This window comes from Pseudomonas sp. MWU12-2037 (assembly GCF_023242345.1).
GTDB classification, from domain to species: Bacteria; Pseudomonadota; Gammaproteobacteria; order Pseudomonadales; family Pseudomonadaceae; genus Aquipseudomonas; species Aquipseudomonas gingeri_D.
In genome coordinates, this window is record NZ_JALLIZ010000018.1 from 89,744 (window position 1) to 116,025 (window position 26,282).

Sequence of the window (26,282 nt, forward strand, 5' to 3'; positions counted from 1 at the left end):
GTGGAGACGTATCGGAGTGTGTTTATAACAAGAAATTCACTGCAAAGCGTCAGTTAAGGAGACAAATGGTCACGCAGCGCACGACGTAGCACTTTGCCCACCGTGGTCTTGGGCAGTTCTTCAGTGCGAAACTCGACAATCCGCGGCACCTTGTACCCTGTCAGGTACTCCCGGCAATGCGCCAGCAACTGGGCCTCGGTCAAGGCCGGGTCCTTGCGCACCACGAAGATCTTCACCCGCTCCCCGGTGACCTGATCGGCGACGCCGATGGCCGCCACTTCGGCGACGCCGGGGTGCAGGGCGACCACATCCTCGATTTCGTTGGGGTACACATTGAAGCCCGACACCAGGATCATGTCCTTCTTGCGATCCACCAGGCGGATAAAGCCCTGCTCGTTCATTACCCCGATATCGCCGGTCGACAGCCAGCCGTGCCGGTCCAGCACCAGGGCGGTTTCCTCCGGCCGCTGCCAGTAGCCTTTCATCACCTGCGGGCCGCGGACCTGCAACTCGCCCTCCTCGCCCAGTTGCGCCAGCTCGCCGTCTTCGCGCATGAAACGCACCCAGGTCGAGGGCAAGGGCACGCCGATGGTCCCGCTGAAATCCCCCTCGCGCATCCGCGCAATATCGATGGGGCTGATGCTGACCACCGGCGAACACTCGGTCAGCCCGTAGCCTTCGATGATCGGCACCCCGGTCACCTCTTTCCAGCGCCGGGCCACGGCGGTGTGGGTGGCCATGCCACCGGCAATCGCCAGCTTCAGATCGGAAAAATCGCGGTCGCGAAAGGCTTCGTTTTCCAGCAGCCCGTTGAACAGGGTATTGACCCCGACAATGCCGCTGAACTTCTCCTTGCGCAGGATCATCTGCACCCGCTTCACGTCACGGGGGTTGGCGATCAGGATATTGCGCCCGCCCAGGCACATGAACATCAGGCAGTTCACCGTCAGCGACAGCACGTGATACAGCGGCAACAGGGTGACATTGGTTTCCTGCTGGTTCTCATCCAGTTGGTTGCCGACCCAGGCCTTGGCCTGCATCAGGTTGGCGAGGATATTACGGTGGGTGAGCATCGCCCCCTTGGCATCGCCCGTGGTGCCGCCGGTGTATTGCAGGAAAGCGATGTCATCGTGGGCCAGCTTGACCTTCCTGGCCTTCATCCTCATCGCCTGTTTCATCATCTGCGGGAACCGGATCGAGCTCGGCAGGTGGAAACGCGGCACCTGTTTCTGGACATACCGCAGCACAAAGTTCAGGGCCGCGCCCTTGAGCGTCCCCACCAGGTCGCCGATGGCCGCCACCACGATATTTTTCAGCGCGCTGCCGGGTAGCGCCTGTTCCAGGGTATGGGCGAAGTTCTCGAAGATCACCACGGTCTCGGCGCCGCTGTCCTTGAGCAGGTGCCGGAGTTCATGGGCGGTATACAACGGGTTGACGTTGACCACCACCGCGCCCACCAGCAAGGTGCCGAACAGACAGATCGGATATTGCAGGCAGTTGGGCATCATCAGCGCCACGCGATCGCCCTTCTTCACCCCCCGGGACTGCAGCCAGGCCGCGAAGGCAAAGGCGCGCTGCTCCCATTCGACATACCCCATCTCAGTGCCGATGCTGACGTAGGCGACGCGTTCACGGTACTTCTCCATATGCTCGAGAAACACCTCGCGCAGTGACGGATAACGGTCGATCTCGCTTTCGATATCGGCGGGAACCCCCGGCAGGTAGGCGTTCAACCAGATGCGCTGGTCAATGCTGTGCAGGCTTGCGACGCTCATGGCACTTTCCTTGCTGTTGTTTTATTTTTCGACGATGGCGGTCACACCCAGCCCGCCGGCGGCACATACGGAGATCAGTCCACGGCCCTGGCCGCGCTCGTCAATCGCCTTGGCCAGGGTCGCCAGCAAGCGCCCACCGGTGGCGGCAAACGGATGCCCGCAGGCCAGGGAACCGCCGTTGACGTTGAGTTTGCCACGGTCGATCGAACCCAACGCCGCATCCTGGCCAAGGCGCTCACGGCAATAGTCGGGGTCTTCCCAGGCCTTCAGGGTGCAGAGCACCTGGGCGGCAAAGGCTTCGTGGATCTCGTAGAAGTCAAAGTCCTGCAAACCCAGGCCTTCGCGGGCGAGCATCCGTGGCACGGCGTAGGCCGGCGCCATCAGCAGGCCCTCGGTGCCGTCGACAAAATTCACCGCCGCGGTTTCGCCGGTACGCAGGTAAGCCAGCACCCGCTGGTTGTTCGCCTGCGCCCATTCCTCGCTTGCCAGCAGGACCACCGAGGCGCCATCGGTCAATGGCGTCGAGTTGCCGGCGGTCAGGGTGCCGCTGCGTTGGTCGTAGACCGGCCCCAGGCCGGCCAGTCTCTCCAGGCTGGCATCGGCGCGCAGGTTGTTATCGCGTTTCAGCCCGCGATAGGGGCTGATCAGATCATCGAAGAAACCGCGTTTGTAGGCGGCATCGAGGCGTTGGTGACTGGTCAGCGCCAGTTCGTCCTGGGCCAGTCGGCGGATCTGCCAACGCTTGGCCATCTCCTCGCAATGCTCGCCCATGGACAACCCGGTGCGCGGTTCGCCGTTGCGCGGCAGCAGGGGTTTGAAGAACATCCCCGGACGTACCCCGAGCAGGCTGCGCAGCTTGTCGCCCAGGCTTTTGGAGCGATTGGCCCGCAGGAGGATCTGGCGCAAGGCTTCGTTGATCGCGATGGGCGCGTCCGAGGTGGTATCGGCGCCACCGGCAATCCCCACGTCGATCTGCCCCAGGGCAATCTTGTTGGCCACCAGCAACGCCGCCTCAAGGCCGGTGCCACAGGCTTGCTGCACATCGTAGGCCGGGGTCTCTGGCGACAAGGTGGTGGACAGCAGGGACTCGCGGGCCAGGTTGAAGTCCCGCGAATGCTTGATCACCGCCCCGGCGGCGAATTCCCCCAGGCGCTTGCCCTCAAGGCCGTGGCGATCGATCAGGCCCTGCAAGGCCGCCACCAGCAGGTCCTGGTTGCTGTCCTGGGCGTACACCGTATTGGAGCGGGCAAATGGAATGCGATTGCCACCGAGGATGGCGACCCGACGCACCGGCGCCGGGTTGAAAGCGTAGGTACTCATGACTGATCTCCCCGGATAAAGAGTCCACGCATATGCGGTTTGTCACCTGCCGCGTTGCGCACTTCGAATTTGTGACGCGAGCCTGTCGGCGGCACATTCCACAGCGTGGCGCTGCCGGGCAGGAAGATTGGCAGCTTGAACTCGCAGGTCAGCTCCGCGGCGGCCAACGGCTGTGGCGGTTGTTGCGCCGCCAGTGCGCGGCCCAGGGTCCACATGCCATGGGCAATAGGCCGCCGGAACCCGAACAGGCGCGCCCCCAGCCAGGAGATATGGATCGGGTTGGAATCGCCGCAGATCCGGGCAAAACGCCGCCCCAGGTCCGCTGGCAAGGACCAGCGCTGAGTGCGCACCAGGGCAGCTTCATCCAGGTCCAATACGCCCTGCCAGGGCTCACCCTGGGGAGCGGCCACCCCACGGCGCAGATACAGGCTTTCGCCTTCCCACACCAGGCCGCCGCCACCTTTGGCCCGCGTCACGATCAGTACCGCCTGGCCCTTGGGGTGCGCCACCCAGCGCTCGCAATGCACTTCCAGACGCAAGGCCTGCCCGGCCTCCAGGCATTGGTACTGGCGAATGCGATTGGCCAGATGGACCATGCCGCTGGCCGGCCAGGGAAAGGCCGGACTGGTCAGCAACAGCAGGTGCAGAGGCAAGGCCAGGTTATGGGGAAACGACAGCGGCACCCCGTGCTCGGGACGAAAACCGCAGGCCCGGGCGTAACGGACGATGTCCGCCTCCAACAGCTCCACCGCCGGCCGCACCAGTTGCTCGTCGGGCAAGCGCGGTAGGCCTTCGAGCTTGGGCTTGCGCAAGCTGCGCAGGCCGAGCCAGAGCAAACGGACGCCGGAAGGCGGCGGGTCGATAAGACGAATGGAGGAATCGGCTTTCATCATTCAGGCCCCCAGCAGGCTTTGCCCGCAGACGCGGACCACCTGTCCATTGATCCCGCCGGAAGCCGGATGCACCAGCCAGGCAATGGTCTGGGCGACGTCCTCGGGCTGTCCGCCCTGAGAGAGTGAGTTCATCCGTCGCCCCGCTTCACGAATCAGCAACGGAATTTTCGCGGTCATCTGCGTCTCGATAAACCCCGGTGCCACCGCGTTGACCGTGACCTGCTGGCGCGCCGCCAACGGTGCCAGGCCCTGCACCAGGCCGATCACACCAGCCTTGGACGTGGCATAGTTGCTTTGCCCCAGGTTGCCGGCGATACCGGAAATCGACGACACCCCGATAATACGCCCGCCGGGACTGATCGCCTGGCCCTCCAGTAAAGCCGTGCTCAACCGCAACGGTGCCTCCAGGTTCACCGCCAGGACCTTGCGCCAGGCGGCTTCGGTCATTTTCGCCAGGGTCTTGTCCTGGGTGATGCCGGCGTTGTGCACGACGATATCGAACGCACCTTGCTCGCCGGCGAATGCCAGCAGTTGTTCGGCCGCCTGGGGCGCGGTGATGTCCAGGGCCAGCGCGGTGCCCCCGAGGGAGGCCGCCACCTCCTGCAACTCGGCTTCCACGGCGGGGATATCCAGGCAGACGACCTGGGCGCCCTCACCCGCCAACACCTGGGCGATAGACAGGCCGATACCGCGACACGCCCCAGTGACCAGCGCACGGCGCCCGGTCAGCGGTTTGTCCCAGAGGATATCCCTGGGCACGTCCACCGGTTCGGCGATCCGCACCACCTGGCCAGAGACAAAGGCGGAACGCCGGGACAGGAAGAAACGCAGGCTGCTGTCCATTTCCGCTTCGGCCCCCGGCTCGACATACAGCAGTTGCGCGGTGATCGCCCGCCGCAGCTCCTTGCCCAGGGAGCGCACGAAGCCCTCCAGGGCCCGCTGCGCCACCGTCTGGGCGAGCGACGTGCAGTGTTCCGGCGGCGTGCCGAGGACCAGCACCCGGCCGTGGGCGCTCAGGCGCCGGACATTGGCGTGGAAGAAGCGGTACAACTCGTCCAACTGCTGCACATCAGCCAGGCCGCTGGCATCGAACACCAGCCCCCGGACCTTGACCGTCGACGGCGCATCGAGGCTCGCGGGGAGCGCCGCCACAGTCTCGGTGGCCGCAAAAATCCGTTGCAGCTCGCCCAACAAGCGGCCCTGGGGCCCGGTGGCCAGCACCACCGGATTGAGCAGGTTGCCCGCTTGACCTGGGCGATAACGTTGCAACGGCAGCGGTTGCGGCAGGCCCAGGGTCCGGGCCAGCCAGTGGCCCCAGGGGGTATTGACGAATGAAAGGTAACCGTCAGCCATGAATAGATTCCGATAAAAACCCGAGAAACATCATTAAACCGGGTTGCCCGCGGCCACCCGACGCTTGCCCAGGCTCTTGTCCGCCTGATCGATATGCGCCTGGCGCCGCTGCAACGCCTCCAACAGACCAAAGTCCTGGGGAAAATCATCCACCTGGATTGCATGGTCGGCATATTCAACATAGCGCCCGAGCAGCTCACCCTCCTCGCCGCTGATCAGTTGCGCGGCCAGGGCCTGGGTCCGCCAGGGCGCAAATGCCTCGCGGGAAATCGGCAACGGCGCGAGCAGCCCTTGGCGCACGGCCGGTTTCAGGTGTGCTTCGATCAGATCCACCTGGGGCTGCAGCCGGAATGCCAGTTCACCGTAGGCCAGCTTGTCGATATCCGGCTGCGGCATATAGGAGTCGGCCAACAGCCGGTCGCGGCTCTCGCCGGGGGTTTGCACCAGCTCGGCGACTTCCGCCAGCAACCGGTCGGAAGGTTTGCGCAGGACAATGCCGAACGGAAACGCCAGGCCGCGAATCACTCGGCTGGCGGCTTTCGAAGGATAGTTGTCGAGGGTTTCACTCAAGGCTTCATGGGCCCGCCACAGGGCATCCTGAGCCGCCCAGTGCACCAGGGGCAGGTCCGCCCGGGGCCGGCCGTCGTCCTCGAAGCGCTTGAGGACGCAGGACAGGATGTACAGCTGCGAGAGAATATCGCCGAGCCGCCCGGTGATGCTTTCCTTGCGTTTCAGCGCCCCGCCCAGCACGCCCATGGAAATATCCGAAACCAGCGCCAGCACCACCGACAGGCGTTCGATCTGCCGGTAGTAAGGGGCCAGGGCCGGATCGGTTTTAACCGGGGCCTTGAGCAACCGCCCCGCCGTCAACCCGTGCACCGCGGCCCGGACGGTGTTGGCCAGGACAAAGCCGATATGGCCGAACATCGCCCTGTCGAAAGCTTCCAGCCCTTCAGGCCCCTGGCGCCGCGCCGCCTCCATTTCACGCAACACATAGGGATGGCAGCGAATCAGCCCCTGGCCGTAGATGATCAGGCAGCGGGTCATGATATTCGCGCCCTCCACCGTGATGGCAATCGGGCTTTGCTGGTAGGCCCGGGCCAGGAAATTGTTCGGCCCCATGCAGATGCCCTTGCCGGCGGCGATGTCCATGCCGTCGTTGACAATGGCCCGGGCCCGCTCGGTCACGTGGTACTTGGCGATAGCGGAGATCACCGAGGGTTTCTCGCCGGCATCCAGGGCCGCCACCGAAACCTTGCGCACCGCATCACAGGCATACAGATGCCCGGCCATGCGCGCCAGTGGCGCCTGCACGCCTTCGAACTTGCCGATGGGCAGGCCGAACTGTTTACGCATCGCGGCATAGGCCGTGGTCCCGCGCACGGCGACCTTGCCCAGGCCGACATTCGCCGAGGGCAACGAAATCGCCCGGCCGGCGGCCAGGCACTCCATCAGCATGCGCCAGCCATTGCCGACCTGCTCACGACCGCCAATCACCCATTCCAGGGGAATAAAGACATCCTTGCCCTGGGTCGGCCCGTTCTGGAACACCGCGTTGAGCGGCCAATGCCGGCGACCGTGCTGTACCCCCGGATGGGAAGTGGGGATCAGCGCGCAGGTAATCCCCAGGCTGCCCGGACTGCCCAGCAGGCCATCCGGGTCTTCGGCGCGGAACGCCAGACCGAGCACCGTGGCAATCGGCCCCAGGGTGATATAGCGCTTGTCCCAGGTCACGCTGAAACCCAGCACTTCCTGGCCTTCGAAAGTGCCCTTGCAGACCACCCCGAGATCGGGAATCGCCCCGGCGTCGGAACCGGCGTAGGGGCTGGTGAGGGCGAAACAGGGAATGTCCTCGCCCCGGGCCAGGCGCGGCAGATAGTACTGGCGCTGGGCCTCGGTGCCGTAATGCAGGAGCAGTTCGGCCGGGCCCAGGGAATTGGGCACCATCACCGAGATCGCCGCCGCCGAGCAGCGGGTCGAGAGCTTCATGACCACCTGGGAGTGGGCGTAGTGGGAGAAGCCTTTGCCGCCGTATTGGCGGGGAATGATCATGCCGAGAAAACCGGCCTCCTTGGTGTACTGCCAGGCCTGGGGCGACAGGTCCTGCCAGACCTGGGTGGTTTCCCAGTCGTTGGCCATGTCGCAGAGGGTTTCCACCTCGTTGTCGAGGAAAGCCTGCTCCTGCGCGCTCAGGCGCGCCGGCGCGGCGCCCAGCAGGCGCTGCCAACGGGGTTTGCCGCTGAACAGCTCGACGTCCCACCAGACGGTCCCGGACTCGATCGCCGCGCGTTCGGTGTCGGACATGGCCGGCATGATCTGGCGGAACAGGACCAGGGCCCGGCGCGAAAGCAAGGCCCGGCGCAAGGGCCTGACCGCCAGCACCACGGCCGGGACCAGAAGCAACAGAGCGCCGATGGTGGTACCCAATGGCCCGATCACACCGAACAGATAACCGCCCGCCAACCCGACCAGTACGCCCGCCAACCACAGGCCCGCGGACGCCTGCCGATACCCCAGGGCCAAGGCCCCCGCCACAGCCAGCAACAACCAGAAAGTCATGAGCACACCTCTTTGAACAGTCAGGGGAAACCACGGGCACCGATCGTGAATGGCACCTTGGGTCAGCCATCGCCACGACGACCCATTGGCTCTACCTTACAAAGAATAGGCATAATTTAAAATTATTTTTTAAAATAAATATTTAATTATTGTAGATGAGCAGGGCATAGTGGCCAGGCGACAACCACAAAAAAGCCCGACCTGATTGCTCAGGTCGGGCTCTTCAGAAGACTGCCCGGATCAGGCCGCCATACGCATCAGACCTTGACGATCCAACCCGCCGGGGCTTCGACGTCACCGGTCTGCACGCCGGTCAGTTCGTTGTACAGGCGCTGGGTCACCGGACCGACCTCAGTCTCGCTGTGGAACACGTGCAGCTTGCCGTTGTACTCGATGCCACCGATCGGCGTGATCACCGCGGCGGTACCGCAGGCACCGGCTTCCTTGAAATCGGCGATCTTGTCGATCAGCACATCGCCTTCGATGACCTTCAGGCCCAGGCGCGATTCGGCCAGTTCGATCAGCGACAGACGGGTGATACCCGGCAAGACCGAAGGCGACTTCGGCGTGACGAACTCGTTGTTGCGGGTGATGCCGAAGAAGTTGGCCGAACCGACTTCCTCGATCTTCGAGTGGGTCAGCGGGTCCAGGTAGATGCTGTCGGCGAAGCCGCGCTTCTTGGCCTCGGCGCCCGGCATCAGGCTGGCGGCATAGTTGCCACCGACCTTGGCCGCGCCGGTACCTTGTGGAGCGGCACGGTCATAGCTGGAGATCACGAAGTTGTGCGGCTTCATGCCGCCCTTGAAGTAGGCGCCGACCGGAATGCAGAAGATCGAGAAGATGAACTCGGGCGCGGTACGCACGCCGATGTTGTCGCCCACGCCGATCACGAACGGGCGCAGGTACAGCGCGCCGCCGGTGCCGTAAGGCGGGATGAAACGTTCGTTGGCGCGGACCACCTGCTTGCAGGCTTCGATAAACACATCGGTCGGTACGTGCGGCATCAGCAGGCGCGAGCAGCTGCGTTGCATGCGCGCGGCGTTCTGGTCAGGACGGAACAGGTTGATCGAACCGTCCTTGCAACGGTAGGCCTTCATGCCTTCGAAGCACTGCTGGCCGTAATGCAGTGCGGTCGAACCTTCGCTGATATGCAGGACGTTGTCTTCGGTCAGCACACCGTTGTCCCACTCACCGTTACGGTAGTACGACAGGTAGCGCTTGTCGGTCTTGACGTAATCGAAACCCAGCTTGTCCCAGTTAATGCTTTCCTGACCCATGGCACCCTCAATCATCTGATAACCGCCTGAATCGCTCAGGCTTATGACATTTTTTTCGCAGGCAACCACAATACTCTATTCAGACAGGAAATCGCAGCCTGGACGACGTGCATGTCCCACATGCGTTTATGCCCGGTCCTTCCACGCCGCACGCCGGCGGGAGACCTTCAGTCGGCATGCACGGCCTGGCGTCCGAAGCGGTATTGGTTGTTGCCGCTGCGCTTGGCTTCGTACATCGCCAGGTCGGCGGTATGGATCAGCGTATCCATGCTCGGCGCATGATCCGGGAATACCCCCACCCCCAGGCTGCAGCCGATCTGCACCGGTTGAGCGCCGAGAGTAATCGGCATCGATAACTCGACGAGGATTTTCTCGCACAGCAGGTGAACCTCCTCCAACCGGCCATTGCCCTGCTGGGTCAGCCCTTCGAGGACCAACACGAACTCATCGCCACCGATGCGCGCCACCGTATCCGAGGTCCGCATCAGGTTTTTCAGGCGGGTTGCCGTGGTGACCAGGATCCGATCACCGGCCGCATGCCCGTGTACATCGTTGATGTCCTTGAAACCGTTGAGGTCGAGGAACACCAGGATCACCCGGGAGGCCTGGGTACGGGCACGCTCCAGAGCCCTGGACAAACGCTCCTCCAGCACCAGCCGATTGGGCAGCCCGGTCAGCGCGTCGTGGTGGGCCAGGGTATGCAACTGACTGGCCCAGGCCTTTTCCTCGGTGATATCACGCACCACCCCCATCATCTTGATCGCCGAATCATGGACGTTCTTCACCACATTGCCGGTCTCGCGCAACCAGTGGACGCTGCCGTCCGGCCAGATCACCCGGTATTCCTCGTCGTGGTTCTCGCCGGTCTCGATGCAACGCGCCTCCCCGGCCCGCACCCTGGCCCGGTCTTCGGGGTGCACGCTGGCGCAGAACAGTTCGTAGGACGGGATCACCTCGCCCACCTTGTAGCCGAACATGCCGTAGATGGCCTCCGACCAGTAGAGCTTCTCGGTATCGACGTCCCAGTCCCAGGTGCCGATGCGGGCAAAGTACTGGCTGCGCTTGAAACGTTCGACATCATCGGCGGCTTCAACCCGTCGGTGACATTCGTTCACCTGCTGCAACAGTGCCCGGCATTCGGCCAGTTCCCGACGAGCCTTGCGCTCACGACGAAACAGCACCGCGATCAAGGCGATCACGGGCACGACGACAACGACCTCAATCCATGGGGTCATGATTGAAAACCAAGGGATTTGAACATGGACACACGATGAATAAATGGCCAGTGGCCATCTTAATCCACACTGAACATGCGCCCATGTTTTTTTAGTGAGCCGCCGTTTCGGCCATCAACGACTGATGAACGCCGAAACCGGCCATGACTCCGGCCGCCGCTCAAACGCACCGCCTCAAGCACCGTGCTACCCCAACGCTCCTGCAGGCCGGGAATTGCCGACAACTCATTGCTAAATCAGCCTTATTCTGAGAAAACGCCTGCCAGACAGGGCCCCTGCGCCAATTAACGGGAGAGGAACCAATGAATAACGAATTACAGATCACCGACGTCCGCCCAGGCGACGGCAAGGCCGTGGTCAAGGGCGCGCTGATCACCACGCATTATCGCGGTACGCTCGAAGATGGCAGCGAGTTCGACTCGTCCCACAGCCGTGGCAAACCGTTCCAGTGCGTGATCGGCACGGGACGAGTGATAAAGGGCTGGGATATCGGCCTGATGGGCATGAAAGTCGGCGGCAAACGCCGATTGTTCGTGCCGGCGCACCTGGCCTACGGAGAACGCGGCATGGGCTCGCTCGTCGCACCAGGTGCCGACCTGACCTTTGAAATCGAGTTGCTGGAAGTGCTGACACGGGACGATTGAGCACACCTGCGTCTATCCTTGAGCTTCGATCACGACGACATGCACGGCCCCATCACCGCCGTGTCAGCCGCTCGATAACCGGAGATGTCCCCATGCCCGATCCGCAAGTCAGCGCGGCCCTGGAAACGCTCTTGCCACTGATGGCCGAGCAGCCCTTTCTGGTGCTCACCGGCGCCGGTATCAGCACCTCTTCCGGCATCCCGGATTACCGCGACAGCGACGGCGTGCGCAGGGGTAAACCGCCGATGATGATTCAGGAATTCCTCGGCTCGCCCCAGGCCCGGCGCCGCTACTGGGCCAGGGCCATGCTCGGCTGGCCGCGGGTGCGCATGGCCCGGCCGAACGCAGCCCACCGGGCGCTGGCCAGCCTGCAGGCGCAACACCGCCTCAGCGGCCTGATCACCCAGAACGTCGATACCCTGCATGAGCAGGCCGGCAGTCACGATGTCATCGAGCTGCATGGCAGCCTGCACAAGGTCCTGTGCCTGGATTGCGGCGCTCGCCTGGAGCGCGATGCCGTCCAGCTTATGCTGGAGGCGCAGAACCCCTATCTCACGGGGGTCGAGGCGGTCCAGGCGCCCGACGGCGACACCCTGCTGGACGCCGCCTTCGAGTCGCGCTTCCAAGTACCCCACTGCTCGCAGTGCGATGGCGATCGCTTGAAACCCGACGTGGTGTTCTTCGGTGAAAACGTCGCCCCGCTCACCGCCGCCAGGGCCCTGGCCTGCGCCGAGCAGGCGGCGGGGTTGCTGGTGATCGGCTCGTCGCTGATGGCCTACTCGGCCTTTCGCCTGTGCAAGCTGATGGCCGAGCGCGGCAAGCCACTGATCGCCATCAACCTGGGCAAGACCCGCGCCGATGAGTTGCTGAACTTCAAGTTCGAAGCCTCGTGCGAACAGTTGCTGCCGCTGCTGGCCGAGCGCCTGGGCTGATCAGCAACGGATGGGCAACGCCTCGATCAGCGCCTGGGTCGAACGGACCCGGGCAATGCGCGGCATGACCTTCTCCATGGAGAAACGATGGGTGTCTTCGCCGAGGCCCGCGCAGGCGTCTTCGGCCACCACCACGGCGTAGTTGTGGTGCCAGGCATCCCGGGCGGTGGATTCGACCCCGGAGTTACTGGCGATACCACAGACAATCACAGTGGTAATCCCGCGACGACGCAATTGCAGATCCAGTTCGGTGCCGTAGAAGGCACTCCAGTTATGCTTGGTGATCTGCACCGGGGCGTTCAAGGCAGCGATCACAGGGGTCAGCAGCGCCCAGTCTTCCGGCAGGCCGCCCGGCGGCACGGCCATCGGCATATCCACCGGCTGGTTGAGCTTGTCGGCGTAGTCGCTGGCGAAACCCACACGCACCGCAACCACCAAACCACCCGCCTGGGTCAGGTGTTTACCGAGCCGCGCGGCCCGTTCGGCGACCGCCTCCGAGGTATGGGGGGCAACCGGCATGGCCATGATCCCCTGCTGCAGGTCGATGATCACAAGGGCACAGGTACGAGGATCGAGGGTAAGCGACATGATGATCTCCTGATCGACGGACGTCGACTTGCGCAACCAGGCAAGCGCGAACGGCGAAGCTGCGGTTAGAATATGAGGATAGCCTCACAATCAGGATATGAGGATGCCCTCACAAACTTCAAGTAAAAAAAATGTCAGCATCCACACGCCGCGCCTGGAACGCGGCAAGCAGCGCGTGGCCGAGCTGATGGCCGCCGCTGCCCGGGTCTTTGCCGAACAAGGTTATGACGCGGCGACCATGACCGAAGTGGCCGCCCTGGCCCAGGCGTCGATTGGTTCGCTGTACCAGTACTTTCCCACCAAGGCGCTGCTGGCCCAGGCCCTGCACGGCGCGCAGTTGGAGATGCTCCGAGGCCGGCTCGAAAGCCTGGCGCCACAGGCACCCAACCTGAGCCCACGACAGATAGCCGAGCGGATACTGGAGGAGTTGTCGCTGTTTCTGGAGGAGAATCCGGCGTTTATCGCCCTGGCCGAGCGGCGCGATATCGACAAGAAAGCCAAGGCCGCCACGCGCTCAGGCTTGCTGTCGCTGCTGACCGGGCTGCTGGCCCAGGCACAACCGCCGCTGCCGGCCGAGCGCCATGCACTGACGGCGGTGATGCTGCTGGAACTGATGAAAATCGCCGTATCGCTCAAGGCCCGTGAGCCCGCCGAGATCGCCGAAGACGTCCTCCAGACGTTCAAGAGCATGTTGGGCCAGCATCTGGACTCACTGTAGAAACTGCCGAAGGCCCTTCGGCAGTTCCCCTGTGCTCCCTGGGTGACAGTGCCGCGCGATCTTTTTATGCCGACGGAATGGTCAGGCCCTTGATCACCGCCGGGCGCGCCACGAACTGCTCCAGGGCGCGGAGCACATGGGGGAAGTCCTGGATGCCCACCAGGTCGCCGGCTTCGTAGAAACCGATCAGGTTGCGAATCCACGGGAAGGTGGCGATATCGGCGATGCTGTAGTCGTCGCCCATGATCCAGCGGCGGCTTTCCAGGCGCTGGTCCAGCACCCCCAGCAGGCGCTTGCTCTCGGCCACGTAACGGTCGCGCGGGCGCTTGTCCTCGTAGTCCTTGCCGGCGAATTTATTGAAGAAACCGAGCTGGCCGAACATCGGTCCGATACCGCCCATCTGAAACATCACCCACTGGATGGTTTCATAGCGCCGCGTCAGGTCCTTGGACATGAAGCGCCCGGTTTTCTCGGCGAGGTAGATCAGGATCGCCCCGGACTCGAACAACGGCAGCGGCTGGCCGTCGGGACCGTTGGGGTCGATGATGGCCGGGATCTTGTTGTTGGGGTTCAACGCCATGAATTCCGGCGTCAGCTGGTCATTGGTGGCGAAACTGACCAGGTGCGCTTCATAGGGCAGGCCCAGCTCTTCGAGCAGGATCGAAACCTTGACGCCGTTGGGCGTAGGCAACGAATAGAGCTGGAGGCGGTCTGGATGTTGTGCAGGCCATTTATGCGTGATGGTGAACTCGGAAAGATCAGTCATGGAAAGCTTCCAGCAAGCGGTAGGGAATGCGGCAACGGGTCAGGACCTTCCACCCGTCCGGGCGCTGATTATAGGCACAGCCGGTGGCCGTGCCTGTAGCGCCGGGCATGAGATTTTTCTGCGCCATGGACCGTCAATCACTGAAACAGAGAGGGCATCATGTATCTGAAAATTCTCAGTCTGCCATTGCTGGCAGCAACATTCCTGAGCGTGGCGGGCTGTTCGACGCCTACGGTGGTGACCTTGCAGAACGGCACCGAGTACATCACCAGGGATACACCCCAAACCCACTCCGCCGATGGTTTCTATGAGTTCAAGGATATTTCCGGCAAAGAGGTGCGGGTCAAGGCGTCCGATGTGGCGACGGTCAAACCGAAGGATTGATATCCAGACCTCAGCGAAAGTCCCGGCTGCGCACGGTGATATCCGCCAGCAGTGAACCCAGGTCGCTCAGGCGTCCGGCAATCACATGCCGGACGCCGCCCTCGGATTCCAGGCGCCCGTCGACTTTCAGCAACTGCGCGCCCACCAGCACTTGCCGTTGCCGCTCGGCCAGGTCGCGCCAGACCACCACGTTGACGTTGCCGAATTCGTCCTCCAGGGTGACAAAGGTCACCCCGCTGGCCGTGCCCGGTCGCTGACGTCCGGTGACCAGGCCGACAATGCTCACCGGCCGCCCGTGTTCGACCTCCAGCAGCTCCCGCGAACTGCGACAGCGCATGGCTTGCAATTGCCCGCGCAACAACGCCAGCGGATGCGGCCCCAAGGTCGTGCCGAGACTGGCGTAATCCGCTTGCAGGTTCTCGCCGACACTCGGGCGCGGCAAGGCCACCGGGGTTTCGGTTTGCCTCGACAACCCGGCAAACAGCCCAAGCTGCGCCTCGACCCCAGCCACTTCCCAACGCGCCTGATAACGGTCACCCGCCAACCCCTGCAAGGCACCGGCATCGGCCAGCAGTTCCTGAGCCCGGGTATCCAGTCGCGCCCGCTCACCCAGGTCGGCGATATCCTCGAAGCCCCCTGCCTTGCGTGCCACTTCGATCCGCCGCGCATCCTCCTCGCGAAACCCGCGAATCATACGTAAACCCAGGCGCAACGCCGGCTGCGGGCCATCGGCAGGCTCCAGGCTGCACTCCCAATCGCTGGCCCGCACATCCACCGGGCGAATCTGCAAGTGGTGACGCCGGGCATCCTGGAGGATCTGATCCGGACTGTAGAAGCCCATCGGCCAGCTGTTGATCAGCGCACAAGCAAACGCCGCCGGTTCATGGCACTTCAGCCAGCAACTGGCGTAGGTCAGCAAGGCAAAGCTGGCGGCATGGGACTCGGGGAAACCGTAGCTGCCAAAACCCTTGATCTGCTCGAAGATCTGCGCGGCGAATTCCGGCGCATAGCCGTTCTTCGCCATGCCCTCGGCCAGTCGCAGACGGTGCGGCTCAAGCCCGCCATGGCGTTTCCAGGCGGCCATGGAGCGGCGCAACTGATCGGCCTCGCCCGGGGTGTAGTCCGCCGCCACCACCGCGATCTGCATGACCTGTTCCTGAAACAGCGGCACCCCCAGGGTGCGTTTCAGGACCTCTTCCAGCTCCGGCGACGGGTAGGTCGCAAGCTCCTCCTTGTTTCGCCGGCGCAGGTACGGGTGCACCATGCCGCCCTGGATCGGCCCCGGCCGGACAATCGCCACCTCGATCACCAGATCATAGAAATTCTTCGGTTTGAGCCGTGGCAGCATCGACATCTGCGCCCGCGACTCGATCTGGAACACGCCGATGGTGTCGGCCCGGCCGATCATTTCATAGGTCGGCTTATCGTCCGGCGGCAGGCTCGCCAGGGTCCAGCGCGGCCCGCCGCGATACTGCTGCACCAGGTCGAAACAGCGACGCAGCGCGCTGAGCATGCCCAGGGCCAGGACATCGACCTTGAGCAGACCGACCTTGTCCAGGTCGTCCTTGTCCCACTGGATAATCGTCCGTTCGGCCATGGTGGCGTTTTCCACCGGGACCAGGGTCTCCAGCGGTTGCTCGGAAATCACGAAACCGCCCGGATGCTGGGACAGGTGCCGGGGAAAGCCGATCAGTTGCCGGGTCAGCCCCAGGACCCGGCGCAGCACCGGGCTGTCGGGATCGAAACCGTTTTCGCGCAGGCGTTCCGCTGCCGGCGGCTCATCGCTCCAGTGGCCACAGGCGTCGGCCAGGGCATTGATCTGATCCGGCGGCAGGCCCAGCGCCTTGGCCACATCGCGCACCGCCCCCGCGCTGTGATAGGTGCTGACCACCGCCGTCAACGCCGCGCGGTTTCGGCCATAACGCCGAAATACGTATTGCAGTACCTCTTCGCGGCGATCGTGCTCGAAGTCGACATCGATATCCGGTGGTTCGTTGCGCTCGCGGGAGAGGAAGCGCTCGAACAGCATGTTGGTGCGATCCGGGTTCAACTCGGTGATTCCCAGGGCATAACACACCACCGAGTTCGCCGCCGAACCGCGCCCCTGGCAGAGAATGCCCTGCCTGCGGGCGAAGTCGACGATATCCTGCACCGTCAGGAAATAACTGTCGTAGTCCAGCTCGGCGATCAGTGTCAGCTCTTTTTCGATCAGGTCGCGAACCCGGGTATTGATCCCTTCCGGCCAACGTCGACGGATGCCCTCCTCCGTCAGATGCCGCAGCCAGGATGTCGGGGTCTGCCCTTCCGGCACCAGCTCACGGGGGTACTGGTAGCGCAGCTGGCCGAGGTCGAAGGTGCAACGCCGGGCAATGACCAGGGTCTCGGCGAGCAAGGCCGCCGGATAAACCCCGCGCAAGGCCTCGAGGCTGCGCAGATGCCGCTCGCCATTGGCATGCAGTTGCTGCCCGGCATCGGCCACCCGGGTGTGCAGGCGAATGGCGGTCATGGTGTCCTGCAGGGCACGGCGGGCCCGCACATGCATATGCACATCGCCGCTGGCCACGGCGGCAATCGCCAGTTCGTCGGCCAGGGCCAGCAAGCGCGCCAAACGTCGATCATCATCCTGGCCGCAATGCAGCTCCACCGCCAGCCATAGCCGTTCGGGAAAACGCTCGCGCAACCAGCGGCCATCGACGTCGCTAATGCTCTGTTCAGGCAACCACAACGCCAGCAGCCCAGGCAGCGCCTGCTCGAAGTCCGCCCGCAGCACCTGATAACAACCCTTGTCCGAACGACGCCGGGCCTGGGTGATCAATCGGCAAAGGGCCTGGTAACCCAGCAGGTCTTCCACCAGCAACACTACCCGAGGTCCATTCTCGATCCGCATTTCACTGCCGATGATCAGCGGCAGACCGCTGTCCTGCGCGGCCTGCCAGGCGCGGACAATCCCGGCCAGGGTGCATTCATCGGTGATCGCCAGGACTTGATAGCCCTGCTCCTTGGCCCGTTCGAACAACTCCCGGGCACTGGAAGCCCCGCGCTGGAAACTGAAGTTCGACAGGCAATGCAGCTCGGCGTATTCGCCACTCATGCGAACCAGCCCTGCAACAGCAAGGGGCCGCTTTCCCCCACCGTGCGATAGGCCCAGGCGTGGCGACCGGCACGGGTCTCGATCAGGTAATAATCGCGGCGCACATCCGCGCCATCCCACCAGCCCGACTCGATCCGCTCCGGCCCCAGCAGGACCCGCGCCGCCTGTTCGGGCAATGGCAACGGCGTTTTGAGCAGCCAGCCGGGGCGCAATGGTCCGGCGGCCGCCAGTGGCTCGGCGGTGCTTGCCGGCAGCGGCTGCCAGGCGCATTCGGGGCGGTGATCGGCCTGGAAACGCAGGCCCTGAACAGCGTCATCACCCAACCGGGCGCGCAGGCGCTCGCGCAGTTGCTCCCAGGGCAGAGACTGTTGCGGGCGTTCGTCGAAGAGTTCGCGGTGCTGCGGGACAAAGGCCGGCAGGTCCTCGGCTTCCAGGCGAAAACCACGCACCGCCGCCTCGACCTGGACCTGCTCCAGTCGCCCACGGGCCAGTTCGAAGAGCATCGAAGGGTCACGCTCGGCACTCAGCAGGCCGACCTTGATCCGCGTGTCCGCGACCCCGGCATGTTCCAGGATCAATTCGAAGCGCTGCACACCGCTGTCACGCCCACAGAGAAACGCCGACAGATCCCCGGTCAGGCGACGCAAGGGAAACAGCAAGGCCTGATTCGAGGTCACGTCGAAATTCAACTCGATCCGCGCCACGAAGCGATCCGGCGGCAGGTAGAACGCCAGGGCCAGCGGCCGCTCGCCGAGCAAGGTGTCGAGGTGTTTGAGCAACGACGCCTCGAAGCGCCGCGCCAGGCTATGCCGGGGCAAGGCCAGCACTTGCGCCAGGGTCCGCAGTCCCATGCGCGACAAAGCCGTGGCCGCCTCTTTTTCCAACCCGACCCGGTCGATCGGCATCTGCCCCAGGGCCTGGCGCAAGGACCCGTTGTCCGCCAGGGCCAGACCATCGTAGGCATTGGCCAGGACCCGGGCCGCCGCCGGATTGGGCGCGACCACGATCCGGTGACGAAAGCCCAGGCCGGTCAGTTCTTCACGCAAGCGCGCTTCCAATTGCGGCCAGGGTCCGAACAGGCCCAGGCTGGATTCGATCTCGAACAGCAAGGCCCGCGGATACCGCAGGCTGACCTGGGAACTGAAGCGATAGGCCCAGGCGGCGAGAAACTGCTGCCACTGTTCGATTTCGGCGGGATCGTATTCGGCGCTGGCAAAGGCCTTGGTCAAGGCATGGGCGGCGGTCAGCGATTGACCGGGACACAGGCCCAAGGCCCGTGCCGACGCATTCACCGCCTGCACCACCCGGCGTTGCGGCGAACCCGTCAACAGTGCCAGCGGCGCGTCAGGCTCAGGGGTTCGCCGCAGCACCCCGTCCAGTGCCAATTGCGGAAAAACAATACAGACCCAACGCATACCCGCCTCAATGCCCGGTGCTGAAGGCAATCGGCGCCGAATGGGCCAACCCGCCCCGGCACTTGAGCACCCGCAATTGCGCGGGCCGGCCCTCAACGGCAATCCGCAGGGCCGCCGGCGACGGGTTGATCGCCTCTTCCAGCGAACGATAGGCGAAGGCCAGGGTCTGGCCGGTTTCCGCCGCCACCTGCAAGCGCCGCAAGGCCCGGTCATCGGCCTGCAGCGGCCAGCACAGCACCGCGCCGCAACTGCCGGAACGCAGGCATTGTTCGGCGGCCCACAAGGCATCCCGCGGCGGCGCCTGGATCACCGACAACTGCCGCAGGTCCACCCCCGCGTTCAACCACGCCTGGGGATAGGGCACATGGGGCGGTGCCACCAGGACAATGCGCTCGCCCCGAGCCGACAGCCGCGCCAGGGTCGGCCAGACCAGTTGCAACTCACCGACACCCTCCCCGGCAATCAGGATTTCCGTCAACGCTGCCGGCGGCCAGCCACCGCCGGGCAAAGCGGCGTCGAGGGTCGCGTGGCCGCTGGGCTGGCGATCGGACTGCGGCTCGGCCAGCGGCGCGCCCGCCCGGCCTCTCCACACCCGCCGCTCGTCGAGCAGCGTATCCAGGGCCACCACCGCGCCCCTCATGCCGGCCGTACCAGACCGCAGAACACGCCTTCGATGGACAACTCCTGGTGCTCGGGATCGACAACGATAGGCTCATAGGCCGGGTTGCGCGGCAACAGGCGGATGCCCGCGGCCGTCCGTTCGAAGCGCTTGATGGTGACCTCGCCTTCCAGCCGGGCCACGACGATCTGGCCGTTGCGCACCTCGCCCGTGCGGCGTACCGCCACCAGGTCACCGTCAAGAATGCCATCGCCGATCATCGAGTCGCCCTGCACCTGCAGCAGGTAATCCGGCGCCCGGGAAAACAGGGCGGGGTCGAGCAGCAGGCGGCGATGCTCCTGGGCATCGACATCGATCGGCCGGCCCGCCGCGACCCGGCCCAGCAGCGGGATATCCAGCAACGCGGCCCGGGGCGCCTGATCGAGCAGGCGGATGCCTCGCGCCTGATGGGCGTTGACCTCGATAAAACCGCCCTCGGCCAAAGCCACCACGTGCTTGCGTGCCACGCTGCGGGAGGCGAAACCAAAGGCCTCGGCGATCTCGGCAAGGCTCGGGGGCTGGCCGTTACGCACGATGCGCTCGCGGATAAAGGTCAGGATGGCGGTACGGCGGGGAGTTAAAGTCGTCATGGAGTACATTTGTACTCCTGTGGGATTTCCCTGACAAGAGCCATCAGTCGAGACACGGGCTTGCCCACATCGGCTTCGTGAAAGCCAATGGCCAGGTCCGAATATCGGAATAGGTTTCCACTCTCTATATCAGAATAAAACTACAGAACTATCTCACCCATAAAACATTGAAGCCTCTTTCTTACAACCACAACTAACAACTCTTCGAATCCCTCCCATCCATACTTCATAAAATCAATAAGCACATATTGAAAAATGAAATCATCTTGCTATATTCACTCGGGCATCCCCCATTGAAAACAGCCCCCCTGGCCTGCTCATCCATAAAAGTTTCAACCGTTATCCGGAGACCGACATGCCCCATTCCAACTTCCACTCTCAGGAACGTCTCGCCATCATATTGAACAGAGCAATAAGCGATGAATCATTCGCCGCGCAGTTGCATATCAATCCAGGCAACGCCGGTAAAGACCTGGACATGCCCCTGCGGATCGACGAAGTGGTGGCGCTCAAGGGCCTGGACCTTGGGCAATTGGTGACGGCCTCGAAAGCCCTGCACAGCCCGCTCACGGCTCGCGCCAGTTTCGACCAGCAACAGGTTCGAACCGATTAAGCCCGCGCCAGCGTCCGAAAGATATCGCTAGGATGAATATCATGAAGCGCTTGTTACGCCCCACTCAATAAACCTCCAACGAACGTCTATTGATTCTCGCTGCTCCGAGCACGGCCAACACTTTAAATTCCGACACCTCTCTTTTTTGAAGGAGGGTTATTGCGCGCTCGTCATTTATCGAGTTACATCCCGAGGACACCGACATGACCACCCGATTGCAATCCCAGCTCGACGAACTGTTCCAATACAACACGTTTTTGCCCGATGCCACCCCAGACCGTTTTCACCGTTTGCTCGATCGACTCAGCCAACAGCGCTACAGCACCTTCGCCGCACTCTATGCCGAATGCTTCCAGCGTTTCGAGGGCAATCCCAGGCTCGATCCGTTTTTCTCCAGTGCGGTGCACCTGATCCTGCTGCCAGTCACCCAGCGCCGCCTGATCATCAACGATCCGGTGTTCCAGATCTGGATGGCCCTGGCGTTTCAACATGCCAACGCGGTACTGACCGAACAGGCGGACAACACCACCTCCTTGCAGAACATGCTCCTGGAGTTGCCGGCAGTGCTGCAACGCATTACCCAGACGGCGGTCGATCACAAGTATTCGAACCATCCGCCGATCCGCCGCTTCAATGTCGATCCGCTGATCGCCGCCACGACACCGCCCAGCTATGAGTTCCCCGAAGACGAAAGCACCCGCAAACACCTGGAGCGCAGTGGTTACTCCCTGCACTTTTTCCGCGACGTGGTCAGCGTTGCCCTGTCGCGTATCGCCAATACCTGGCCGGCCTGCTACGAGCAGTTCCGGCACCTGGTCAAGCTGATCTGCTACCTGCCCGACAGCACCTTCCGCAGCTGTTCGGCGGCGCGCTACACCGGCGTTATCCTGCTTTCGGCCAAGGACCACTCGATTCTTGAAATCGAAGAATCGCTGGTCCATGAAACTACCCACCAACTGTTGTACAGCCTGGTCGAGGTCTGCCCGATCATCGATGAGCAACGCACCGGGGAACGCCTGTTCAGCCTGCCCTGGTCCGGCCTGCAGCGCGATCTCCATGGTTATGTCCATGCCTTCTTCGCCGTGCTTGCCCAGGTCAAATACCTGGAGCGCGTGCGCCAGCGCCCGGCCTCGGAAATGCAACGGGCCGAAGAGCGGATGCTCGACATCCTGCGTGGCCTGATCAAGGCCCTGCCGGAACTTGAGGCCTGTGACGAGTTCACGCCCCGGGGCCGGACCTTCATGGACAATCTTGCCCTGGAGGTGCACGCCCTGCGCAGTCGCCATGCCGGCCTGCTGAGCCAGTCGAGCGCAACGACGGGCAACAAGCCGGCCATGGGCATGGCCGTGTAGAAAACAGGGTTGCCGGCGGGCTAGTTGGGATCGAGCAATCCGCCCGTCCAGTTGTGCGACACCCGGCTGCCAGTGAATTTCGCCGCCACCGAACCTTGCGCGATCAGGCGGTCGCGGTGGCGGGTGACCATTCGCCCGGCCTGGGCCGCCTGCAGGATCACCTCGGAAGCGGCGTCCCCGGGGCGCCCGACGATCCGGGCAAAACGCTGCCCTTCCTCGACGAAGTCACCCAGTTCCTTTTCAAAGACCAGCACCCCTGGCCGTGGCGCCAGGATTGTCTCCATATGCCCCATCTCCACCGCCTGCACCGGCCAATCCAGCAACGGCGGTGCCTCGTCGATCACCCCGACGGCACACAGCCAGGCATACAGGCCATCGGCATCCTGCCCGGCCAGGTGATCGCTGACATCGCCCTGTCCGCGCAACTCCAGGGTCGCGGCAAAACGTTGCGCGCTATCGCCGTCGCGCAGCCAGGGGGCGATAAGGGTTTCCTCGAAGGAACCGTCGCCGCCGTCATCCCAGATGATCGCCAGGTCCATCTTCAGCGCCGCCGCCAATGCCTGGCCCTTGGGCCAGAACGCACGGTGGATATAGACATAGGGCAACGCTTCGTCGTCGGTGTGCAGGTCGAGCACCAGGTCCGCTGTGGCCGCCAGTTCCACCAGGCATTTTTGCCAGTGCTGGACATTGGTCGCCGGCCGCACCAGCGCCTGCGACTGGTCGAATGAGCGATTGAAGTTCTGCCCGGTGCCCTCATGAAAGCGCCCGAGAATCCGTCCATGGCGAAACTGCCCGATGCCCAACGGGTTGGCCTGGGGCACCACGGTCACATGGCCCTTGAGGCGGCCCTCGGACTCGGCTTGTTGAAGGCGTGGCATCAGCAGGTGCAGCACCAGCATGCCGGCGATCTCATCGGCATGCACCCCGGCCTGCAAATGCACCTTCGGCCCCTCGCCGCAGCCCTCGAAACGCCAGGCGCCAACCTTCAAGTCCTCACCGTTATTACCCCGGATGCTGAACGAAATATCCCGCGCCATAACCTTGCCTTCCCCTTATAAACGTTGAAAATCAATCCATCGTCAGCCTCGACAGTGGAAATTGAACGTACGTTCAACTAAGCTCGCCAACCTGGCCTCGAACCCAAGGACTCCCGTGAGCACCGACACCCGAAAATTTCGCCGCGCCGAACCTGACGAGCGTCGCGACCTCTTGATCGCCGCCGCCCTGCGCTGCCTGGCCCGGGACGGCCATGCCGGCATTTCCGTCCGGCGTATCGCCACCGAGGCCGGGGTTTCCGTCGGCCTGCTCAACCACCATTTCGGCAGCATCGATGCGCTGATCGCCGACACCTACCACAAGCTCGCCAGCGAACTGACCAGCACCCTGCTCGAAGAGGTCCGCCAGGCCGGCAGCGCCGCGGACAAGCTCGAAGCCTTCCTGGTCGGGTCCTTCTCGCCACGGATCATGGACCCGCAATTGCTCGGGGTCTGGGTGGTGTTCTGGAGCCTGATCCGCCACTCCGAACACGTCAGCCAGTCCCATGAAAAAAGCTACCGCGCCTACCTCGACCTGATCCGCCAACTGCTCGACGACCTGGCCAGCGCCGAAGGCTTCACGATCCATGACAGCCGCCTGGCCGCCATCGGCCTATCGGCGATGCTCGACGGACTCTGGCTCGAGTGGTGCCTCAACCCCGAGACCTTCAGCCCCGCCAACGGGCTGCATATCTGCCGCTGCTGGGTAAAGGGGTTGCGTCACGGAGCATTCGGCACCGACGACGTCCCGTGACGCGTGACGACCGAAAACCATCGCCAGGGTGCCGCTGAGGGCGATCAGCCCGGCACCGATCATCAGCGACAGGTCCATCAGCGTGCCCCAGATCAGGCTCGAGAGCAGGAACGCCCAGATCAGCCCGGTGTACTCGAACGGCGCCAGCAGGGTCGCGGTGGCCCGCTGGAAACTGGCGAACAGCAGGAACTGGCCGATCCCGCCCACCAGCCCCGCGCCGAGCATCCCCAGCCAGGCCGGGGTCGATGGCGGTGTATGGGTCCAGGGCAGCGCCAGGGCCATGCAGATGACAAACACCACGTTGGTGATCAGCATCTGTTCCAGCACCGAGGTCTGTTCGTCCACCTGCCGTAGCTGGATGTAGGTAAAGGCCCAGCACAGCGCCGCCAGCAGCGTCAGCACGATGGGCCAGGGGTCGGTCATATTGCTCGGGCGACAGGCGATCATCACACCGACAAAACCGATGATCAGGGTGAACCATTGCCAGCCCGTGGCGCGCTCCTTGAGGATCAGCGCCGCCAGCACCGTGACCATGATCGGCGCGGAGAAATACAGGGTGGTCATCTCCGCCAGGGTCAGGTCCCGCGCCGCCGTGTAGTACAGCAGCCAGGCGACGATCGAGAGCAACCCGCGCACCACCAGCAGGCGTCGGCTCGGCGACTGCCAGGCACTGCGCACCAGACGCAGGCGCCCGGCCAGCAGGCAGGCCGCGACCACCACCAGGCCGCGCCAGAACAGCACGGTAATGACCGAATAATCCGCCACCAGCCACTTGATGGCCGCATCCTGCAAGGCCAGGAAGGCATAGCCCAGCGTGCACAGGCCAATGCCCTGCAACGAACGGTCGACCCGTGGCGTATGGTTCATCACACCGACCTGCGCATCGGCGTTCCGCGCCGTTCGGCAAAGGCAAACAGCGCCTCGATCAGAAAGGTCAGGCAGACATAGACCCCGGCCACCAGCAGCAACGGCTGGTAGACCTGCAATGTCTGCGCCCGGACCACGTTGGCCGCCCCCAGCAGATCGATCACCGCAATGGTCGAAGCCAGCGCCGTGGACTTGAGCAGCATCACCGTCTCCCCGGCCAGGGTCGGCAGCAACAAGCGCATGGCCCGCGGCAGGCGCACCCGCAACAACGACTGGCGCGGGGTCATGCCGAAGGCCGAGGCCGCTTCCATCTCGCCCTTGGGCACCGCCAGCAACCCGCCACGAATCACCTCGCCGACATAGGCGCCCACCGACAGCACCAGGGCGAACACGATGTACCAGTAGCCGTCCCGCAGGTAAGGCCAGAGAAAGCTGCCGCGCATCAACGGAAACTGTGCGAACAGACTGCCCAGCCCGTAGTAGAAGATGTAGATCTGGATCAGCAGCGGCGTCCCGCGCAGCACGCTGGTGTAGAACAGGCTGGCCTTGGCGACCAGGCGGTTTTTCGACATCCGGGCCAGGGCCACCAGCACCGCCAGCCCGAAGCCCAGCACGCTGGAAATCAGCAACAGGCTGATGGTCGTTTGCAGTCCACGGCCCAACAACGCCGCGTATTCGAGTGTCCACTCTGGAATCATTTCATTCACTCAGCCAAAGGCATCCAGCGACGGATCCGTCGCTCAAGCCGTCCCGACAGGTAGTTGGACACCAGCGTCACCGCGTAATACAGCGCGGCAGCCGTGAGGTAGAACAACAGGTAGTGGCGCGTCGATCCCGCGCCCTGCTTGGCGGTGTACAACAGCTCGTTGGTGCCGACCACGCTGATCAGCGCACTGTCCTTGATCAGGTTGATCCACAGGTTGGCCATCCCGGCCATGGCGTAGGGCGCCATGATCGGCAAGGTGACCCGGCGGAACAGACCGAAACCGCTCAAGCCGAAGGCCTTCGCCGCTTCGATCTGACCGAAGGGAATCGCCTGGATCGCCGCGCGGAAAATCTCCGAGGCATAGGCACCCTGGACCAGCCCCAGCACCAGGATCGCCGCCAGCGGGCCGCTGACATTCAGCGCGTCATAGCCGAGCCGGGCCATCAGCGAGTTGAGCAGCATGGAACCGACGTAGTACAGCAAGAGGATCAGCAACAACTCCGGAACCGCCCGGAACAACGTGGTGTAGCCGCGCATCAGCGCCGCGATCGGTTTCGGCGCGCCCAGCTTGAGGCAGGCCACCACCAAACCGATGAACAGCCCGACCGCAAAGGCTCCGGCCGATATCTGCAGGGTCATCCAGAGCCCCTTCAACAGCGCACTGCCCCATCCCTGTTCGCTGAAATCGATCAATTCGAACATCGCTGGCTCTCCAGTCGGTGGTCTTGAAAGCGCCACCTCAGTCTGTAGGAGCAGGG

General features: G+C 63.6%; 23 protein-coding genes and 1 pseudogene. 7 read left to right on the forward strand and 17 right to left on the reverse strand.

Translation table 11 applies throughout. The features are described from left to right. Nucleotides 1-53 precede the first annotated feature (53 nt). From M5B42_RS25645 to M5B42_RS25675, 7 genes are all read right to left on the reverse strand, one after another. Nucleotides 54-1,775 (reverse strand): AMP-binding protein, encoded by a 1,722-nt coding sequence (locus M5B42_RS25645; protein WP_248747397.1) that lies wholly within the window; start codon nt 1,773-1,775, stop codon nt 54-56. 21 nt (nt 1,776-1,796) lie between these two features. Further along, complete coding sequence (locus M5B42_RS25650) at nt 1,797-3,095, reverse strand: acetyl-CoA C-acetyltransferase (protein WP_248747398.1); 1,299 nt, start codon at nt 3,093-3,095, stop codon at nt 1,797-1,799. Then, nucleotides 3,092-3,985 carry a MaoC/PaaZ C-terminal domain-containing protein gene (locus tag M5B42_RS25655; RefSeq protein ID WP_248747416.1) on the reverse strand — a complete coding sequence of 298 codons (894 nt, stop codon included), beginning with the start codon at nt 3,983-3,985 and terminating at the stop codon, nt 3,092-3,094. Before M5B42_RS25655 ends, M5B42_RS25650 begins: the two co-directional genes overlap by 4 nt. A gap of 3 nt (nt 3,986-3,988) precedes the next feature. Continuing rightward, nucleotides 3,989-5,341, reverse strand: coding sequence for a 3-oxoacyl-ACP reductase (locus M5B42_RS25660; protein WP_103497228.1), 1,353 nt, complete (start codon nt 5,339-5,341; stop codon nt 3,989-3,991). A gap of 33 nt (nt 5,342-5,374) precedes the next feature. Beyond that, nucleotides 5,375-7,900 carry an acyl-CoA dehydrogenase gene (locus M5B42_RS25665; protein WP_248747399.1) on the reverse strand — a complete coding sequence of 842 codons (2,526 nt, stop codon included), beginning with the start codon at nt 7,898-7,900 and terminating at the stop codon, nt 5,375-5,377. Nucleotides 7,901-8,157: 257 nt separating this feature from the next. Beyond that, nucleotides 8,158-9,177 (reverse strand): branched-chain amino acid aminotransferase, encoded by a 1,020-nt coding sequence (locus M5B42_RS25670; RefSeq protein ID WP_103497233.1) that lies wholly within the window; start codon nt 9,175-9,177, stop codon nt 8,158-8,160. A 167-nt stretch (nt 9,178-9,344) separates the two neighbouring features. Then, a complete protein-coding gene (locus M5B42_RS25675; RefSeq protein ID WP_248747400.1) occupies nt 9,345-10,412 on the reverse strand; it encodes a sensor domain-containing diguanylate cyclase in 1,068 nt (355 codons plus the stop codon). Nucleotides 10,413-10,714: 302 nt separating this feature from the next. Here M5B42_RS25675 and M5B42_RS25680 point away from each other — a divergent pair, with 302 nt between their 5' ends. Both M5B42_RS25680 and M5B42_RS25685 read left to right on the forward strand, forming a co-directional pair. After that, complete coding sequence (locus tag M5B42_RS25680; RefSeq protein ID WP_152739549.1) at nt 10,715-11,056, forward strand: FKBP-type peptidyl-prolyl cis-trans isomerase; 342 nt, start codon at nt 10,715-10,717, stop codon at nt 11,054-11,056. A gap of 92 nt (nt 11,057-11,148) precedes the next feature. Next, a complete protein-coding gene (locus M5B42_RS25685) occupies nt 11,149-11,988 on the forward strand; it encodes an NAD-dependent protein deacetylase (RefSeq protein WP_248747401.1) in 840 nt (279 codons plus the stop codon). Here M5B42_RS25685 and M5B42_RS25690 read toward each other — a convergent pair whose 3' ends face one another. Then, entirely contained in the window at nt 11,989-12,576 is a 588-nt protein-coding gene (locus M5B42_RS25690) for a hydrolase (protein WP_177098828.1), read from the reverse strand. It lies immediately after the preceding gene. Between the two features lie 103 nt (nt 12,577-12,679). Between M5B42_RS25690 and M5B42_RS25695 the strand changes: the two genes are divergently transcribed. Continuing rightward, nucleotides 12,680-13,294, forward strand: coding sequence for a TetR/AcrR family transcriptional regulator (locus tag M5B42_RS25695; RefSeq protein WP_248747402.1), 615 nt, complete (start codon nt 12,680-12,682; stop codon nt 13,292-13,294). 64 nt (nt 13,295-13,358) lie between these two features. On the opposite strand, the gene M5B42_RS25700 is transcribed toward M5B42_RS25695, so the two are convergent. Next, nucleotides 13,359-14,060, reverse strand: a complete 702-nt coding sequence (locus M5B42_RS25700) for a glutathione S-transferase N-terminal domain-containing protein (protein ID WP_248747403.1) — start codon at nt 14,058-14,060, stop codon at nt 13,359-13,361. Between the two features lie 159 nt (nt 14,061-14,219). On the opposite strand from M5B42_RS25700, the gene M5B42_RS25705 reads away from it, so the two are divergent. Next, entirely contained in the window at nt 14,220-14,444 is a 225-nt protein-coding gene (locus M5B42_RS25705) for a YgdI/YgdR family lipoprotein (protein WP_103497220.1), read from the forward strand. A gap of 10 nt (nt 14,445-14,454) precedes the next feature. Here the strand turns inward: M5B42_RS25705 and M5B42_RS25710 are convergent, their stop codons facing one another. The 4 genes from M5B42_RS25710 to lexA are packed head-to-tail and all read right to left on the reverse strand — an operon-like array spanning nt 14,455 to nt 20,207. Then, a complete protein-coding gene (locus M5B42_RS25710) occupies nt 14,455-17,535 on the reverse strand; it encodes an error-prone DNA polymerase (protein ID WP_248747404.1) in 3,081 nt (1,026 codons plus the stop codon). Next, nucleotides 17,532-18,950 (reverse strand): DNA polymerase Y family protein, encoded by a 1,419-nt coding sequence (locus M5B42_RS25715; RefSeq protein WP_103497218.1) that lies wholly within the window; start codon nt 18,948-18,950, stop codon nt 17,532-17,534. The genes M5B42_RS25710 and M5B42_RS25715 overlap by 4 nt, the downstream gene beginning before the upstream one ends. Before the next feature lie 7 nt (nt 18,951-18,957). Beyond that, on the reverse strand, nt 18,958-19,590 hold the full coding sequence (gene imuA / locus M5B42_RS25720; protein WP_248747405.1) for a translesion DNA synthesis-associated protein ImuA: 633 nt from the start codon (nt 19,588-19,590) through the stop codon (nt 18,958-18,960). Then, nucleotides 19,587-20,207: a transcriptional repressor LexA gene (lexA, locus tag M5B42_RS25725; protein ID WP_103497216.1), complete on the reverse strand. Its 621-nt coding sequence runs from the start codon at nt 20,205-20,207 to the stop codon at nt 19,587-19,589. Before lexA ends, imuA begins: the two co-directional genes overlap by 4 nt. A gap of 346 nt (nt 20,208-20,553) precedes the next feature. Here lexA and M5B42_RS25730 point away from each other — a divergent pair, with 346 nt between their 5' ends. Together M5B42_RS25730 and M5B42_RS25735 are read left to right on the forward strand one after the other, a co-directional pair. Next, nucleotides 20,554-20,811, forward strand: coding sequence for an Os1348 family NHLP clan protein (locus M5B42_RS25730; protein ID WP_248747406.1), 258 nt, complete (start codon nt 20,554-20,556; stop codon nt 20,809-20,811). Between the two features lie 203 nt (nt 20,812-21,014). Further along, nucleotides 21,015-22,163 (forward strand): HEXXH motif-containing putative peptide modification protein, encoded by a 1,149-nt coding sequence (locus M5B42_RS25735; RefSeq protein WP_248747407.1) that lies wholly within the window; start codon nt 21,015-21,017, stop codon nt 22,161-22,163. 20 nt (nt 22,164-22,183) lie between these two features. On the opposite strand, the gene M5B42_RS25740 is transcribed toward M5B42_RS25735, so the two are convergent. Further along, a complete protein-coding gene (locus tag M5B42_RS25740) occupies nt 22,184-23,200 on the reverse strand; it encodes a succinylglutamate desuccinylase/aspartoacylase family protein (RefSeq protein WP_248747408.1) in 1,017 nt (338 codons plus the stop codon). A gap of 115 nt (nt 23,201-23,315) precedes the next feature. Between M5B42_RS25740 and M5B42_RS25745 the strand changes: the two are divergent. Beyond that, nucleotides 23,316-23,855 (forward strand): annotated as a pseudogene (locus tag M5B42_RS25745) (TetR family transcriptional regulator C-terminal domain-containing protein); the annotation flags it as partial. Here M5B42_RS25745 and M5B42_RS25750 read toward each other — a convergent pair. Genes M5B42_RS25750 through M5B42_RS25760 form a run of 3 tightly spaced genes read right to left on the reverse strand, consistent with a single transcriptional unit; the run spans nt 23,811 to nt 26,226 of the window. Continuing rightward, nucleotides 23,811-24,818: a DMT family transporter gene (locus M5B42_RS25750; RefSeq protein ID WP_152739562.1), complete on the reverse strand. Its 1,008-nt coding sequence runs from the start codon at nt 24,816-24,818 to the stop codon at nt 23,811-23,813. The pseudogene M5B42_RS25745 and the gene M5B42_RS25750 sit on opposite strands and share 45 nt — an antisense overlap. Then, a complete protein-coding gene (locus tag M5B42_RS25755) occupies nt 24,818-25,516 on the reverse strand; it encodes an ABC transporter permease subunit (protein ID WP_103497232.1) in 699 nt (232 codons plus the stop codon). Before M5B42_RS25755 ends, M5B42_RS25750 begins: the two co-directional genes overlap by 1 nt. Nucleotides 25,517-25,521: 5 nt before the next feature. Beyond that, complete coding sequence (locus tag M5B42_RS25760; RefSeq protein WP_103497210.1) at nt 25,522-26,226, reverse strand: ABC transporter permease subunit; 705 nt, start codon at nt 26,224-26,226, stop codon at nt 25,522-25,524. Between the last annotated feature and the right edge of the window lie 56 nt (nt 26,227-26,282).